The organism is Planomonospora sp. ID91781 (assembly GCF_015711595.1).
Lineage (GTDB): Bacteria > Actinomycetota > Actinomycetes > Streptosporangiales > Streptosporangiaceae > Planomonospora > Planomonospora parontospora.
Window position 1 is genome coordinate 113,321 of sequence record NZ_JABTEY010000005.1, and the last position, 13,332, is coordinate 126,652.

General features: G+C 73.3%; 9 protein-coding genes. 2 read left to right on the top strand and 7 right to left on the bottom strand.

The window, feature by feature from the left end:
* Window positions 1-170: 170 nt before the first annotated feature.
* From HS048_RS36225 to wecB, 7 genes are all read right to left on the bottom strand, one after another.
* Entirely contained in the window at window positions 171-1,811 is a 1,641-nt protein-coding gene (locus tag HS048_RS36225; protein WP_196470341.1) for a methyl-accepting chemotaxis protein, read from the bottom strand.
* 233 nt (window positions 1,812-2,044) lie between these two features.
* The gene (locus HS048_RS36230) at window positions 2,045-3,703 is read right to left on the bottom strand and encodes a methyl-accepting chemotaxis protein (RefSeq protein WP_196470342.1); all 1,659 of its coding nucleotides are present in this window, start codon (window positions 3,701-3,703) and stop codon (window positions 2,045-2,047) included.
* A gap of 107 nt (window positions 3,704-3,810) precedes the next feature.
* Window positions 3,811-4,173: a hypothetical protein gene (locus HS048_RS36235; RefSeq protein ID WP_068903989.1), complete on the bottom strand. Its 363-nt coding sequence runs from the start codon at window positions 4,171-4,173 to the stop codon at window positions 3,811-3,813.
* On the bottom strand, window positions 4,160-4,798 hold the full coding sequence (locus HS048_RS36240; protein WP_196470343.1) for a PilZ domain-containing protein: 639 nt from the start codon (window positions 4,796-4,798) through the stop codon (window positions 4,160-4,162). The genes HS048_RS36235 and HS048_RS36240 overlap by 14 nt, the downstream gene beginning before the upstream one ends.
* The gene (locus HS048_RS36245) at window positions 4,795-6,162 is read right to left on the bottom strand and encodes a hypothetical protein (RefSeq protein WP_196470344.1); all 1,368 of its coding nucleotides are present in this window, start codon (window positions 6,160-6,162) and stop codon (window positions 4,795-4,797) included. The genes HS048_RS36240 and HS048_RS36245 overlap by 4 nt, the downstream gene beginning before the upstream one ends.
* Window positions 6,140-8,161 (bottom strand): flagellar biosynthesis protein FlhA, encoded by a 2,022-nt coding sequence (gene flhA, locus HS048_RS36250; protein ID WP_068903984.1) that lies wholly within the window; start codon window positions 8,159-8,161, stop codon window positions 6,140-6,142. The genes HS048_RS36245 and flhA overlap by 23 nt, the downstream gene beginning before the upstream one ends.
* A gap of 216 nt (window positions 8,162-8,377) precedes the next feature.
* Window positions 8,378-9,550: a non-hydrolyzing UDP-N-acetylglucosamine 2-epimerase gene (gene wecB / locus HS048_RS36255; RefSeq protein WP_068903982.1), complete on the bottom strand. Its 1,173-nt coding sequence runs from the start codon at window positions 9,548-9,550 to the stop codon at window positions 8,378-8,380.
* Between the two features lie 202 nt (window positions 9,551-9,752).
* Between wecB and HS048_RS36260 the strand changes: the two genes are divergently transcribed.
* Complete coding sequence (locus tag HS048_RS36260) at window positions 9,753-11,396, top strand: diguanylate cyclase (RefSeq protein ID WP_196470345.1); 1,644 nt, start codon at window positions 9,753-9,755, stop codon at window positions 11,394-11,396.
* A 245-nt stretch (window positions 11,397-11,641) separates the two neighbouring features.
* Window positions 11,642-13,306, top strand: a complete 1,665-nt coding sequence (locus HS048_RS36265; protein WP_196470346.1) for a methyl-accepting chemotaxis protein — start codon at window positions 11,642-11,644, stop codon at window positions 13,304-13,306.
* The last annotated feature ends 26 nt before the right edge of the window (window positions 13,307-13,332 follow it).

The following is a 13,332-nucleotide window of genomic DNA, read 5'->3' on the forward strand; positions in this document are numbered from 1 at the left end:
GGTTCCCATCGGCATCCGGGGCCGGTCCATGAGGCGGCGGACCGGCGCGGATCACAGCGGATCGCCCCGCCGTACGGGCGGGTGGAACGGAGACGGCCCCGGTTCGCGCGAACCGGGGCCGACGTGCCGGCCCAGACCGGTCCGGCGCCGTCAGGCCGCCGGGGCCGGTGTCAGTAGCGGAAGCCGGAGACCAGCGTGTGCAGCCGGGCCGACAGCCCGGCCAGCTCGGCCGCGGCCCGCTGGCTCTCGCTCACACCCTCGGCCGTCACGTGCGCGGCGTCGGCCAGCACCGAGATGTTGGCCGCGATGTCCGCGCTGCCCTGCGCGGCCTCGGCCACGCTGCGGTTCATCTCTCCGGTGGTGGCGGTCTGCTCCTCCACCGCCGAGGCGATGGTCAGCTGGTAGTCGTTGATCTTCCCGATGATCGTCGAGATCTCCGCGATGGCCGCCACCGCGCTCTCGGTGTCGGCCTGGATCGCCTCGACCCGCTTGGAGATGTCCTCGGTCGCCTTGGCCGTCTCCTGCGCCAGGTCCTTGACCTCGCCGGCCACCACCGCGAAGCCCTTGCCGGCGTCCCCGGCCCGCGCCGCCTCGATGGTGGCGTTCAGCGCCAGCAGGTTGGTCTGCTCGGCGATCGAGGTGATGGTCTTGATCACGCTGCCGATCTCCGCCGACGAGGCGCCGAGCTTGGCGACGGTCTCGTTGGTGGAGGCGGCGACCTCCACCGCCTTCGAGGCGACCTTGGCGCCCTCGCCGGCGTTGTGCGCGATCTCCCGGATGGACGCGCCCATCTCCTCGCTGCCGGCCGAGACGGTCTGCACGTTGTGCGAGACCTGGGCCGCGGCGGCGGCGGCGCTGCCGGCCTGGGTGGAGGCCTCGTCCGCGCTGGCGGCGATGCGGTCGCTGACCGCCGACAGCCCGGTCGAGCTGACGGCCAGCGTGTCGGCGCTGGTGGCCAGCGCCTCCATGGCCCGCCTCATCGAGCCGGTGGCCTGGTTGACCGCCACCGCCATCTCACCGGTCTCGTCGCGGGAGACCACCTCGACGGTCCGGGTCAGGTCGCCCTTCGCCATCAGATCCAGCACCCGCAGGACCGGCTGCAGCGAGCGGACCATCTGGCGGCTCACCAGCCGGGCCATGCCGACCGCGAAGACCAGGCCGAAGCCGAGCAGCACCAGGACCGTGGTGCGGGCGCTGTCGTAGCCGGCGACGCCGGCGGCGGCCATCTGCCGGGCGTGGTCCTGCTCCATCTTCTTGAGGGTGGCCATGGAGCTGTTGATCTGAGCGGAGAGCTCGGGGAACCGGCTCATGTCCGCCGGGCTGTAGCCGGCCGGAAGGGCCTCGCCCAGCAGCGCGAAGTCGCGCAGGACCTGGAAGTCATCCCAGGCCTCTTCGAAGGCGGCGATGTTCTTCTGCACGTCCGCGACGTCGGACGGCGCAACGGCCTTGTAGGCCTCGAACGCCGCCGTCACCTGCTCGCTGAACTCCTTCATCTGCGCAGCGGACTCTTTCTTCGCCTCCGGAGGAGACACGGCCGTCGCGACGGACATGTCATGCATGTTGGACATCGCGCTCCAGACGTCCCCGATCCGCGCGACCTTCTCGTTGCTCTGCGCCATGGTCTCCATGTCGTCGTTCATCGTCGCCATCCGGGTCAGCGCGGCCACGCCGACCACCGCCGCGATGACGGTCATCAGGAGCATGATGATGGACATCTTGGCGCCGATGCGGCGGTCGGCGAACCACCCCAGCAGCGGGTTGCGGCGCACGGTCACCACGGGCCGTGCGGTTTCGTTCAGGTGATCGGTCACGATCAGGTCCTTTCCAGCGCGAGACCGGGGAGCTGCGGAGCAGCGGAAGTCATAAGGGTTGCGGGTTCCCATCGGCATCCGGGGCCGGTCCATGAGGCGGCGGACCGGCGCGGATCACAGCGGATCGCCCCGCCGTACGGGCGGGTGGAACGGAGACGGCCCCGGTTCGCGCGAACCGGGGCCGACGTGCCGGCCCAGACCGGTCCGGCGCCGTCAGGGCGCCGGGGCCGGTGTCAGTAGCGGAAGCCGGAGACCAGCGTGTGCAGCCGGGCCGACAGCCCGGCCAGCTCGGCCGCGGCCCGCTGGCTCTCGCTCACACCCTCGGCCGTCACGTGCGCGGCGTCGGCCAGCACCGAGATGTTGGCCGCGATGTCCGCGCTGCCCTGCGCGGCCTCGGCCACGCTGCGGTTCATCTCTCCGGTGGTGGCGGTCTGCTCCTCCACCGCCGAGGCGATGGTCAGCTGGTAGTCGTTGATCTTCCCGATGATCGTCGAGATCTCCGCGATGGCCGCCACCGCGCTCTCGGTGTCGGCCTGGATCGCCTCGACCCGCTTGGAGATGTCCTCGGTCGCCTTGGCCGTCTCCTGCGCCAGGTCCTTGACCTCGCCCGCGACGACCGCGAAGCCCTTGCCGGCGTCCCCGGCCCGCGCCGCCTCGATGGTGGCGTTCAGCGCCAGCAGGTTGGTCTGCTCGGCGATGCTCGTGATGGTCTTGATCACGCTGCCGATCTCCGCCGACGAGGCGCCGAGCTTGGCGACGGTCTCGTTGGTGGAGGTGGCCACGGTCACCGCCTGGGAGGCCACGGTGGCGCCCTCGTTGGCGTTGTGCGCGATCTCCCGGATCGAGGCGCCCATCTCCTCGGTGCCGGCCGAGACGGTCTGCACGTTCTGCGAGACCTGGCCGGCCGCGGCGGCGACGTTGCCGGCCTGGGTGGAGGCCTCGTCCGCGCTGGCGGCGATGCGGTCGCTGACGCCCGACAGCTCGGTCGAGCTGGCGGCCAGCGTGTCGGCGCTGGTGGCCAGCTCCTCGATGGTCTGGCGGAGGGAGTCCCCGGCCTGGTTGACCGCCACGGCCATGGCGCCGACCTCGTCGCGGGACGACACCTCGGCCCGCTCGGTCAGGTCGCCCCTCGCCACCGCGTCCAGGACGCGGGAGACCGCGCCCAGCGGGCGGACGATCAGCCGCGACACCACGAGCGCCAGTCCCAGCGCGAGCAGCAGGCCGCCGGCCAGCAACGCGAGGATCAGGGTGCGGGCGCTGCCGTAGCCGTCCTCGGCCGCGGCGGTCACCGCCTCGGCGTCGGCCTCCTCGAACTCCGCCAGCTCCTCCATCGCGGTGTTCATCTGCGTGGAGGCCGCGACGAACTCGGTCACCACCTGGGCGCTGTCGGTGGGCATGGCGAACCCGGCCGGAGGCTTCTCCCCCATGAAGGCGACGTTGCGGAGGGTCTGGTACCTCTCCCACGCCTCCTCGTAGCCGGTCAGGGTCTTCTGCCAGGCCGCGGAGGCGGGGGCGTCCTTCTTGTAGTCCGCGAACGCCTCGTCGACGTTCGCGGTGTACTCCTTCATCAGGTCCATCGCCTTCGCCTTGGTCGCGGGGTCGGGGATGGCGACGAAGCCCGTGGTGGCGTCGTACATGTTGGCCATCTGACCGCGCAGCTCGGTGAGGTGGAGCACCCGGTGGACGTTGACCTGCTTCATCGACTTCAGGTCGTCGTTGAGTCCGCTCAGCCGGCTCAGCGCCACCGTGCTGACCCCGGCGCCCATGACGGCGACGATGCCCACGGAGGCGAGGATCTTGGTGCTGATGCGGCGGTCGGCGAACCACCCCAGCAGGCGGTTGCGGTTCGCGCTCACGACGGGGCGCGCGTTGTCTACGGACGTGCCGGTCACGTTCAGGTCCTTTCCAGTGCGAGACCGAGAGCTGCCGGGGTTGCCGTCAGACAGCCATCTCGGTCTCCCATCGGCGGCCGGACCGGTGAGATGAGGGGTCGGGGGCGTCAGCCCCGGCCGTCTCCCGCGGTCAGCGCCGCGACCGGCGCGGGCGGGAGCTCGCCGGCGGGGACCGGGACCGCCGGCGGCGGCTCCGTCCTGTCGGCGGCGCGGCGGCCGGGCGAGTGCACCCGGTCGACCGACACGCTCATCGCGTCGTCCTTCTCGCCGGCCTCGGACGGGTCCTCGGCCCCGTAGGAGGCGGTGATCCGGCGCAGGGCGCCGATCATGAGGGCGCTGACCGCCACCGCGATCAGGTAGCGCGTCAGGGCCGTGGCGACGTCCAGGTCCTGCAGCACGAAGGCGCGCCACAGCGCCGGCGCGTCGAGCAGCAGGGCCAGCAGCAGCGTCGGCAGGCTAGTCACCGGCATTGGCGGCCGCCGTCCTGCGCGCGCGGATCTGCATGTTCATCACGTACCGGCGGATGATCTGCGCCTGCGCCTCCGGCGGGTCGTAGATGACGACCGCCACGACGGCGTCGCCCCCGGCCTCCGAGACGGTCAGCACGTTGCCCGCCAGCGCCACGAGGTTGTCGTCCAGCACCATCTTGACCATCACGTCCTGCTCGGCGGAGAGCCCGGCCGAGGTCCCCTGGCAGCGCGCTCCGCGCTCGGAGATGTCGACGAACCGGCCGTGGAACACCTCCCGGCCGCTGACCAGGTCGAGCAGCCGGACCGGCTCTCCTCCGGCCACCCGTACGGCGTTGCGCCGGCTGAAGTAGTCCACGGTGCCCTCGGCCTCGATGGCCCAGAGGGCGACCCGGTCGCGCACGGACGCGGTGAACGTGCCGGGCGCGGTGTACAGGCCGCGGGGGCCGGTCCAGCGCACGAACACCTCCTCGCCGGGTTCCGGCACGTCGATGTCCCCGGTGCCGCGCGGCGCGGCCACCATGAGGATCAGCCCGTCGGTGTCCTCCACCCGCGTGGGGTAGACCCTGCCGTCCTGCAGGGCGATCTCCACGAGGGAGTTGACGTCGGGCAAGCTAACGGATGTCACGACTGCTTCTCCTCCAGCCGCTCGCACAGCAGGGCGGCCCACGCCTGCGCGGTGCCGGGCCGGTCCGCGAGATGGGAAACGGGGATGTCCAGGTCCAGGACGCTCGCCGGGTCGCCCGTGGCGGCCACGGCGTTCACCGCGATGGCGTCCACCTTGCCGAGCGTGCGCAGGTGGCGCGCGGTGTCGGCGGTCTTGCGGGTCGCGTCGACGACCGCCCAGACGGCGGTCGCGCCGAGGCCGTCGGCGATCGCGCGCGCCCACTCGCCGTTGCCCTGCTCCGGGGTGGAGTCCACGACGACGACGTACGGCACGTCGTCGCGGTGGATCTTCCGCGCCCGCTGCTGGGCGGACCTCGGGCCGTTCAGCAGGCGCGTGTTGTGGATGCCGGTCCCGGCGGTGGAACGGGCCGCCAGCAGGACCTGGGCGGGGCCCACGTTCAGCAGGCGGGCGGCCTTCTCGGCCACGTGCAGGGCGGCGTGCGTCTCGCCGACGATGACGAGCACGTCGCCGGGGCCGCGCGGCGCCGGGGGCGCCTCGGGCAGGTCGGCCAGGGCGCGCTTCACCGCGGTGTACATGTCGGGGCCGACGGCCTGACGCGCCATGCGCGCGGGCAGGCCCAGCTCGGTGAGCGCCCGCTCGAACGGCCGCTCCTGCTCGACGACGGGCGGCTGGAAGGCCCGGGGCACGACCGCGCCGGACCGCTCCGGCCCGGCCGCCGGCGCCTGGTAGGCGCGGGCCGGCAGGGCGCCGGCCGCGCCGGTGCCGCCGTCGCGCTGCAGGGAGGCGAGCATGTCGGCGAAGGCCCGGTTCTCGGTGCCCGTCTCGACGACGAAGTCCTCCGGCACGAGCGGCACGGCCGGCGCCGCCGGCAGGGTCTGCACCGTGGGCGCGGCCGGGGCGGCGTGCGTCGGGACGTGCGCCTGGGCGGGTACGGCCTGCGCCAGGTTGAGGGAGACGCTCGGCGCCGCCGCGGCGGGGCGCTGCGGCGCGGCCGCGGCGGGGCGCTGCGGCGCGGCCGCGGCCGCGGGCGAGGCGGCGCGGGAGCCGGTGAGGCTCAGCCTCCGCTCCTGCTCCTCCGCGCGGGCCAGCAGCACCGTCATCGGGTCCGCAGCCGCGGCCGGTCCCGCGGGTGCGGCCGGGGCGGCGGGCGCCGCCTGGGGCGCGGACGCCGGGGCGGCGGGACGCTCGGCCGGGTCGGGCACCTCGACCGTCAGCTCGTAGCGCTGGCGGGCGAAGAACCCGGCGAACCCGCCGGTGCGGACGCGGTCGGCCGACACGATGGAGACGCCCGGCCCGTGCTCATCGCGGACCTGGGACAGCAGCTCCTCGATGTCGGATCCCTCAAGCAGCAAGCGCTTCGGCATCGGTCACGACTCCCAGGGTTTCCACGCGGAACGGGCATTCCGCGATCTCGGCATAGGACAGGAGGGGCAGGCGGGGCGCGCCGAACTTCAGCAGACGGCGCAGGGGCATCCGGAGCTGGGGCGAGCAGACCAGCACCGGGCTGATGCCCTGCTGCTCGGCGGCCTCGGAGAGCTGGGCGGCGTGGCCGATCACGGCCTCGGCGCGGGCGGTGTCGAGGATCAGCTGCACACCGCTCTCGGTGGGCCGCAGCGACTCCAGCAGCGCGTGCTCCAGCCGCGGGTCGAGCGTGAGCACCGGCAGCCCGCCGTCGGCGGCGTGCCGGGCGGCGATGGCCGGCCCCAGCGCGGAGCGGGCGGCCTCGTAGAGCGCGTCGGCGTCGGAGGTGCTCTTGCCCGCCAGGGACAGGGCCTCGAAGATGCGGACCAGGTCGCGGATGGAGACGCCCTCGTCGAGCAGCGACTGCAGGACCGTCTGGATCTGGCCCAGGCTGAGCAGCGCCGGGGTGAGCTCCTCCACCACGATCGGGTGCGTGCGCCGTACGACCTCGACCAGGGCGCGGACGTCCTCGCGGCCCAGCAGGCGGCTGGCGTTGGCGCGGACGATCTCCGACAGGTGGGTGATGATGACGGAGGCGCGGTCGACCACGGTGGCGCCGGTGAGCTCCGCCTGGTGGCGCAGCTCGGCGGGGACCCACTTGCCCTCCAGGCCGAACACCGGCTCCTGACCGGCCCGGCCGGGCAGGGCGTCCAGCCCGTCGCCGATGGCCAGCACGGTGCCGGGCGGGGCCTGGCCGCGGGCGACCTCCACGCCGTTGACGCGGACCACGTACGTCGACAGGGGCAGGTCCAGGTCGTCGCGGGTGTGCACGGGCGGCATGATGACGCCGGTCTCCAGGGCGATCTTGCGGCGCAGCGCGCGGACCCGGTCGAGCAGGTCGCCGCCGGCGGCGTCGACCAGGTCGATGAGGTCGGGGGCCAGGGCCAGCTCGAGCGGGTCGACCCGGATCTCCCCCATGAGCGACTCGGGGGAGTCGGGCGCCGGTCCGGCGAGCGCGGCGGCGTCCTCCTCGTGGTCCTTCGCGGCCGGCGCGACGGGCACCCGCTGGGCGAGGAACAGCACGGTGCCGCCGATGAGGAGGAAGGGCAGCTTGGGCAGGCCGGGGATCAGGGCCAGCGCCAGTGCGGCGCCGCCGCCGATCTGCAGGGCCCGCTTCTGCGCGCCGAGCTGGCCGGTCACCGTGCTGCCCATGTCGCCCTCGCCGCTGGCGCGGGCGACCATGAGGCCGGTGGCGACCGAGAGCAGCAGGGCCGGGATCTGGGAGACCAGGCCGTCGCCGATGCTGAGCAGGCTGTAGGTCTCGATGGCCTCGCCGGCCGGCATGCCCTTCTGCACCACGCCCACGGCGAAGCCGCCGACGAGGTTGATGAAGGTGATGATGATGGCGGCGATGGCGTCGCCCTTGACGAACTTCGAGCCACCGTCCATCGAGCCGTAGAAGTCGGCCTCGGCGGTGACCTCGTGGCGGCGCTTGCGCGCCTCCGCCTCGTCGATCAGGCCGGCGTTGAGGTCGGCGTCGATGGCCATCTGCTTGCCGGGCATGGCGTCGAGGGTGAAGCGCGCGCCGACCTCGGCGACGCGCTCGGCGCCCTTGGTGATGACGATGAACTGGATGATGACCAGGATCGTGAAGATCACGACGCCGACGATGAGGGAGCCGCCGACGACGAAGTGGCCGAACGCCTCGATGACGTTGCCGGCGAACCCGTCGAGCAGGACCAGGCGGGTCGCGCTGATGTTCAGGGCCAGCCGGAACAGCGTCAGGACGAGCAGCAGCGCGGGGAAGGAGGAGAACTCCAGCGGCCGCTTCACGTTCATGCTCACCACTACCACGATCAGCGCGACGGTGATGTTCGCGGCGATGAGGAGGTCGAGCAGGACCGTCGGCAACGGGATGACCATCATCACGACGATCAGAACCACGCCGATCGGAACAGCCATCTGGCTGATTCCCCTGGGCAATGCGGTGCCCCCTCCGCTGCTCGCATGGAACGTCCGGCCGGTCTGCTCCGTGGCCGCGCACGCCGTCCTGGCGAACTCCCCCATCGGCCCCCGCCGTACGGTCCTGAGGATTTCCGCCCGTACGGCGTGCGGAAAAAGGGAAGCCCGAACAGCCGCGACGCCGGTGGGCGCGCCGCGGCTGGGCCGGGGGGAGGGTCAGGCGACGGCCAGGTCGCCCTCACCGGACTCGGTGGACCGCCCGGCGCCGGCCAGGTCGAGGGCGAGGCGGTTCACGACGCGCTCGGCCGCCCGCCCGTCCCCGAACGGGTTGACGGCGGTCGCCATCCGCTCGTACGCGGCGCGGTCGTCGAGCAGGCGGTGGGCGGCGCCGATGACGTCGGCCGGCTCGGTGCCCACCAGCAGCGCGACGCCGGCGTCCACCGCCTCGGGCCGCTCGGTCGTGGTGCGCAGCACCAGCACCGGCTTGCCCAGCGTCGGCGCCTCCTCCTGGACGCCGCCGGAGTCGGTCAGGACCAGGTCGCAGGCGGCGAGGGTGGCGGCGAAGTCGAAGTAGTCCAGCGGCTCGACCAGCCTGACGTGCGGCAGGCCGTCCAGGACGGGCAGCAGCGCCTCCCGCACGGCGGGGCTCTTGTGCAGCGGGAGCACGATCTCCACGTCGGGCCGTCCGGCCAGCTCCCCCAGGGCCTCGGCGATGCCGTGCATGGTGCCGCCCTGGTTCTCCCGGCGGTGCAGGGTCACCAGGACCCGTCGGCGGGAGGTGGCGAACGCCGACCGGCCCTCGCCGCGCTCCAGCACCCACAGCAGGTTGTCGATGACGGTGTTGCCGGTGACCTGGATGTCGCCCGCGGGCACGCCCTCGGCCCGCAGGTTCGCGGCCGAGCCCTCGGTGGGCGCGAAGTGCCAGCGCACCATGGGCGCCACCAGGCGGCGGTTGAGCTCCTCGGGGAAGGGGTTGCCGATGACGCCGGTGCGCAGCCCGGCCTCCACGTGCGCGACGGGCACGCCCTCGTAGAAGGCGGCCAGGGCGCCGGTCATCGCCGTCGTCGTGTCGCCCTGGACGACCACCACGTCGGGCCTGTCGTCGCGTACGGCCTCGCCCAGGCCGCTGATCAGGCGGGCCGTCAGGCCCGACAGCCTCTGCCGGTCGCGCATGACGGCCAGGTCGCGGCTGCTGTCCATGCGCAGGCGCTGCAGCATCTGGTCGAGCATCTCGCGGTGCTGGCCGGTGGAGATCACCATGGGTTCGAACAGGGGGGACGCGCTCATCGCGCGCAGCACCGGGGCGAGTTTGATGGCCTCCGGCCGGGTTCCGAGGACGAGTGCCGCACGGATGCGGTCCCCTCGGCGGGGGAGGTGGGTCGCGGGCATCGGCGGGGGACTCCTGACCTTCGGTGACGTATCACGGAGACCCCTGGCCGCGCGGGTGGCGGCCACAGGGATCCCACGCCTCCGATCGGCCGGGAACGCGCCGGGCTTAGCCGGAACCCTCAGATCCGTCCGTGGCCGCGCCGATGGGGGATGCACGTCTGTCACGCGCCGGGATACCAGGAAATCGGAGGAACTGAGGGGAATGGAGGGAGTCGTCTACGTCCTGCTCTTCTCGCTGTCCACGATGGTCGCCTGCGCCGTGGCGGTCGTCGCCTGGCGCCGCCGGCGCTCGGCACCCGCGGTCGGCACGGTGGCGGTCGTCTCGGCGAGCACCGCGGTCTGGTCCGGCACGGCCGTGTTCGGCCGCCTGGTCCCGGTCCCGGAGCTGGTCGCGCTGACGGGCGCCGCCGCCATGACCGCGGTGTCCGTCATGACCGCGGCGTACCTGTGCCAGTCCCTGGCCGTGGCCGACCGCGGCTGGCGGCTCTCGCGCCGGACGGCGCTGTGGCTCTCGGCCGAACCCGCGCTCTTCGCGGTCGTGCTCCTGACCGACCCCTGGCACCGGCTCGTCATCTCCTCCGCCGGACTGGACGGCGCGGGCGACATCGTGGTCCGGTTCGGCCCGCTGTTCTGGATGCACACCGCCTACGGCGCCGCCCTGGTCGTCGCGGCCACCACGCGGCTGACCCGCGCCTGGCGGCACGGCCCGCGCTCCCAGCGCCGGCTGTACGGGTTCGTGCTGCTGGGGAACGTCCCCTCCGCGCTGGGCGGCGTCGCGACCCTGCTGGGGGTGACCGGGACGGTCGGGGCGGCCCCCCAGGTGGTGGCCCCGCTCGGGTTCTGCGCCAGCGCGGCCCTGACCTACTGGGCCCTGGCGCGGCTGTCGCTGCACGAGCTGGTGCCGGTGACGCGCACCCACCTCTTCGACATGATCAGCGACGTGGTCGTCACGGCCGACGGCTCCGGCCGCGTCCTGGACGTCAACCCGGCGGCCGACCGGCTGGCGCGCCGGCTGACGCCGGGCCTGCCCGACCGGCTGGTGGGGCTCCCGATCACGGCGGTCCTGGGCGGCATGCCGGTCGCGGACCGCCTGGAGGACGGGCTGGAGGTCAGCCTGACCGTCACCGACGCCGAGGACCGCACGGTGGACCTGGACATGCGGGTCAGCGCGCTGAACGACAGCCGGGGCGAGCCGGTGGGCTGGGCGGTCGTGGCCCGGGACGTGACCGCGCTCAACGACCAGCGGCGCGAGCTGCAGGAGACCAACGACCGCCTGCACGAGCAGGTGGCCACGATCGAGGCGCTCCGGGCGAACCTGGCCGAGCAGGCGGTGCGCGACACGCTGACCGGGCTGCACAACCGCCGGTTCCTGATGGAGTCGCTGCAGCGGCAGATGCGGCTGGCGGCGGCCGAGGGTTCTCCGCTGAGCGTGGCGCTGCTGGACATCGACCACTTCAAGCAGATCAACGACCGCTACGGGCACGGGGCGGGCGACCAGGTGCTGGCCCGGTTCGCCAAGCTGGTGAGCGGGCGGATCCGGGCCGACGACGTGGTGGCCCGCTACGGCGGCGAGGAGTTCGTCATCGTGCTGCCCGGGGCCACCGGCGAGCAGGCCCTGGAGCGGGTGGACGCGCTGCGCGCGTGGGTGGCGGCCGGGCGGATGCCGGCGGCGGGCCGGACGCTGACGGTGACGTTCAGCTCGGGGGTCGCGACGCTGACCGGCAAGCAGAGCCCCGAGGAACTGCTGCACGCCGCAGACGAGGCCCTGTACGAGGCCAAGCGGGCCGGCCGCAACCAGGTGAAGCTCGCCGCGGCGGAACCGGACCCGTCCGCCGCCGCCGCCTGAACACCCGGACCCCCCGAGCACCCGATCCCCTGAACACCGGGCCCCCTGAGCATCCGACGGCCTGAGCACGGCAGGTCGCGGCGGAGCGCTCCAGATCACCGCGGGTCCGCGGAGGGGCGCGGACCGTTGCCGATCCGCAACCGGCCGTACATGAGAAAGGCTCAACTCACGCGTTCCGTGCCCGATGGGCCGAGTGCCACCGGCATGGCCGGGGGCCGGGATCTTCTTGAAGGGACATGGCGCCGATGAACCACGCGTCAGGCGGGTGGACGCGGCAGGAGGCCGCGCCGTCCGCGAACACGCCGCGGCGCAGGGCCGTCCTGCGCACCGTGGCCAACATGCCGATCTCACGCAAGCTGCTGCTGCTCGTGGCGCTGGGCTGCTCGGTCGCGGCGGTCGTCGTCGCGGTCGGCCTGTCCGGGCTCGGCAGCGTCGACCAGCGGGTCGAGGAGATCTACCGCGGCAACCTGGAGCCGTCCGCGCAGCTCTCGAAGATCAACTCCGCGGCGCTGCAGGTCCAGAACAACATCGCCAACCTCGCCCTGTCCGACGGGCCGGTGGCCCGCAAGTCCTTCCTCGACGGGATCGAGCAGGCCGACGGACAGCTCACCGAGGCGCTGGAGACCTACCGCACGTCGGTCAGCGAGGACGCCCAGCGCGAGCTGGTCGACCGGTTCGACATCTGGTGGACGGCCTACCGCACCATCCTGGAGAACCGCCTGCTCCCGCTCGCCGAATCCGGCGCCGAGGCCGACTTCCAGCAGGCCTTCCTCGGCGACGGGCAGACCACCAGCGCCAACGCGATGGCGGCCCTGGAGGAGCTGCTGCAGTACGAGCAGACCAGCGGCGCCGCCGCGGCGGCCGCGGCGCACTCCGCGCACGACACCGCGCGCAACCTCATGCTCGCCGCCCTCGTGGCCGGCCTGCTCGTCGCGCTCGCGCTCAGCCGCTACATCGCCGGCCTGATCGTCAAGCCGCTCCGGCGGATGCACAAGGTGCTCCAGGCGCTGGCCGGAGGCGACCTCACCGCCCAGGTCGAGACCGCGCAGCGCGACGAGGTGGGCGAGATGGCCCAGGCCCTGGCGGTCGCGACCGCCAGCACCCGCGACGCGGTCCGCGCTCTCGGCGAGAACTCCGAGGCGCTGGCCGCCGCCGCCGAGGAGCTCGCGGCGATCAGCTCGCAGATGGGCGCCAGCGCCGGTCAGGCCTCCGGCCGCGCCGAGGGCGTCGCCGACGCCGCCAACCAGGTCAGCGCGCACGTGGCGGCGGTCGCCGCCGGCGCCGAGGAGATGGGCGCGTCGATCCAGGAGATCTCCCGCAACACCGCCGAGGCCGCCCACGTGGCCACCCGCGCGGTGAACATCGCCAGGTCGGCGAACGACACGATCGCCAAGCTCGGCGCCTCCAGCGCGGAGATCGGCGACGTCGTCAAGACCATCACCTCGATCGCCCAGCAGACCAACCTGCTCGCGCTCAACGCCACCATCGAGGCCGCCCGCGCCGGCGAGTTCGGCAAGGGCTTCGCCGTCGTGGCGCAGGAGGTCAAGGACCTCGCCCAGGAGACCGCGAAGGCCACCGAGGACATCGGCCGCCGGGTGCAGACCATCCAGGCCGACACCGGCGCGGCGGTCTCCGCCATCAGCGAGATCACCGACGTCATCGCCCAGGTCAGCGAGTACCAGGAGACCGTGGCCGCCGCCATCGAGGAGCAGGCCGCGACGACCCGGACGATGAGCCGCAGCGTCGCCGACGCCGCGGCCGGGTCCAGCGGCATCGCCGCGAACATCGACGGCGTCGCCGACGCCACCGACATGGCCAGCCAGGGCGTGGCCAGCACCACCGAGGCCGTCAGCGAGCTGGCGGGCATGGCCGCCCGGATGCGCACGCTCGTGTCGCGCTTCACCTACTGATCCTGCCGGCGAGCGGTTCCCCAGGC

Coding starts and splice junctions, on each gene's coding strand:
- HS048_RS36235 (WP_068903989.1), bottom strand. CDS start 4,173: ATGCCGGTGACTAGCCTGCCGACGCTGCTGCTGGCCCTGCTGCTCGAC.
- HS048_RS36245 (WP_196470344.1), bottom strand. CDS start 6,162: ATGCCGAAGCGCTTGCTGCTTGAGGGATCCGACATCGAGGAGCTGCTG.
- flhA (WP_068903984.1), bottom strand. CDS start 8,161: ATGGCTGTTCCGATCGGCGTGGTTCTGATCGTCGTGATGATGGTCATC.
- wecB (WP_068903982.1), bottom strand. CDS start 9,550: ATGCCCGCGACCCACCTCCCCCGCCGAGGGGACCGCATCCGTGCGGCA.
- HS048_RS36260 (WP_196470345.1), top strand. CDS start 9,753: ATGGAGGGAGTCGTCTACGTCCTGCTCTTCTCGCTGTCCACGATGGTC.
- HS048_RS36265 (WP_196470346.1), top strand. CDS start 11,642: ATGAACCACGCGTCAGGCGGGTGGACGCGGCAGGAGGCCGCGCCGTCC.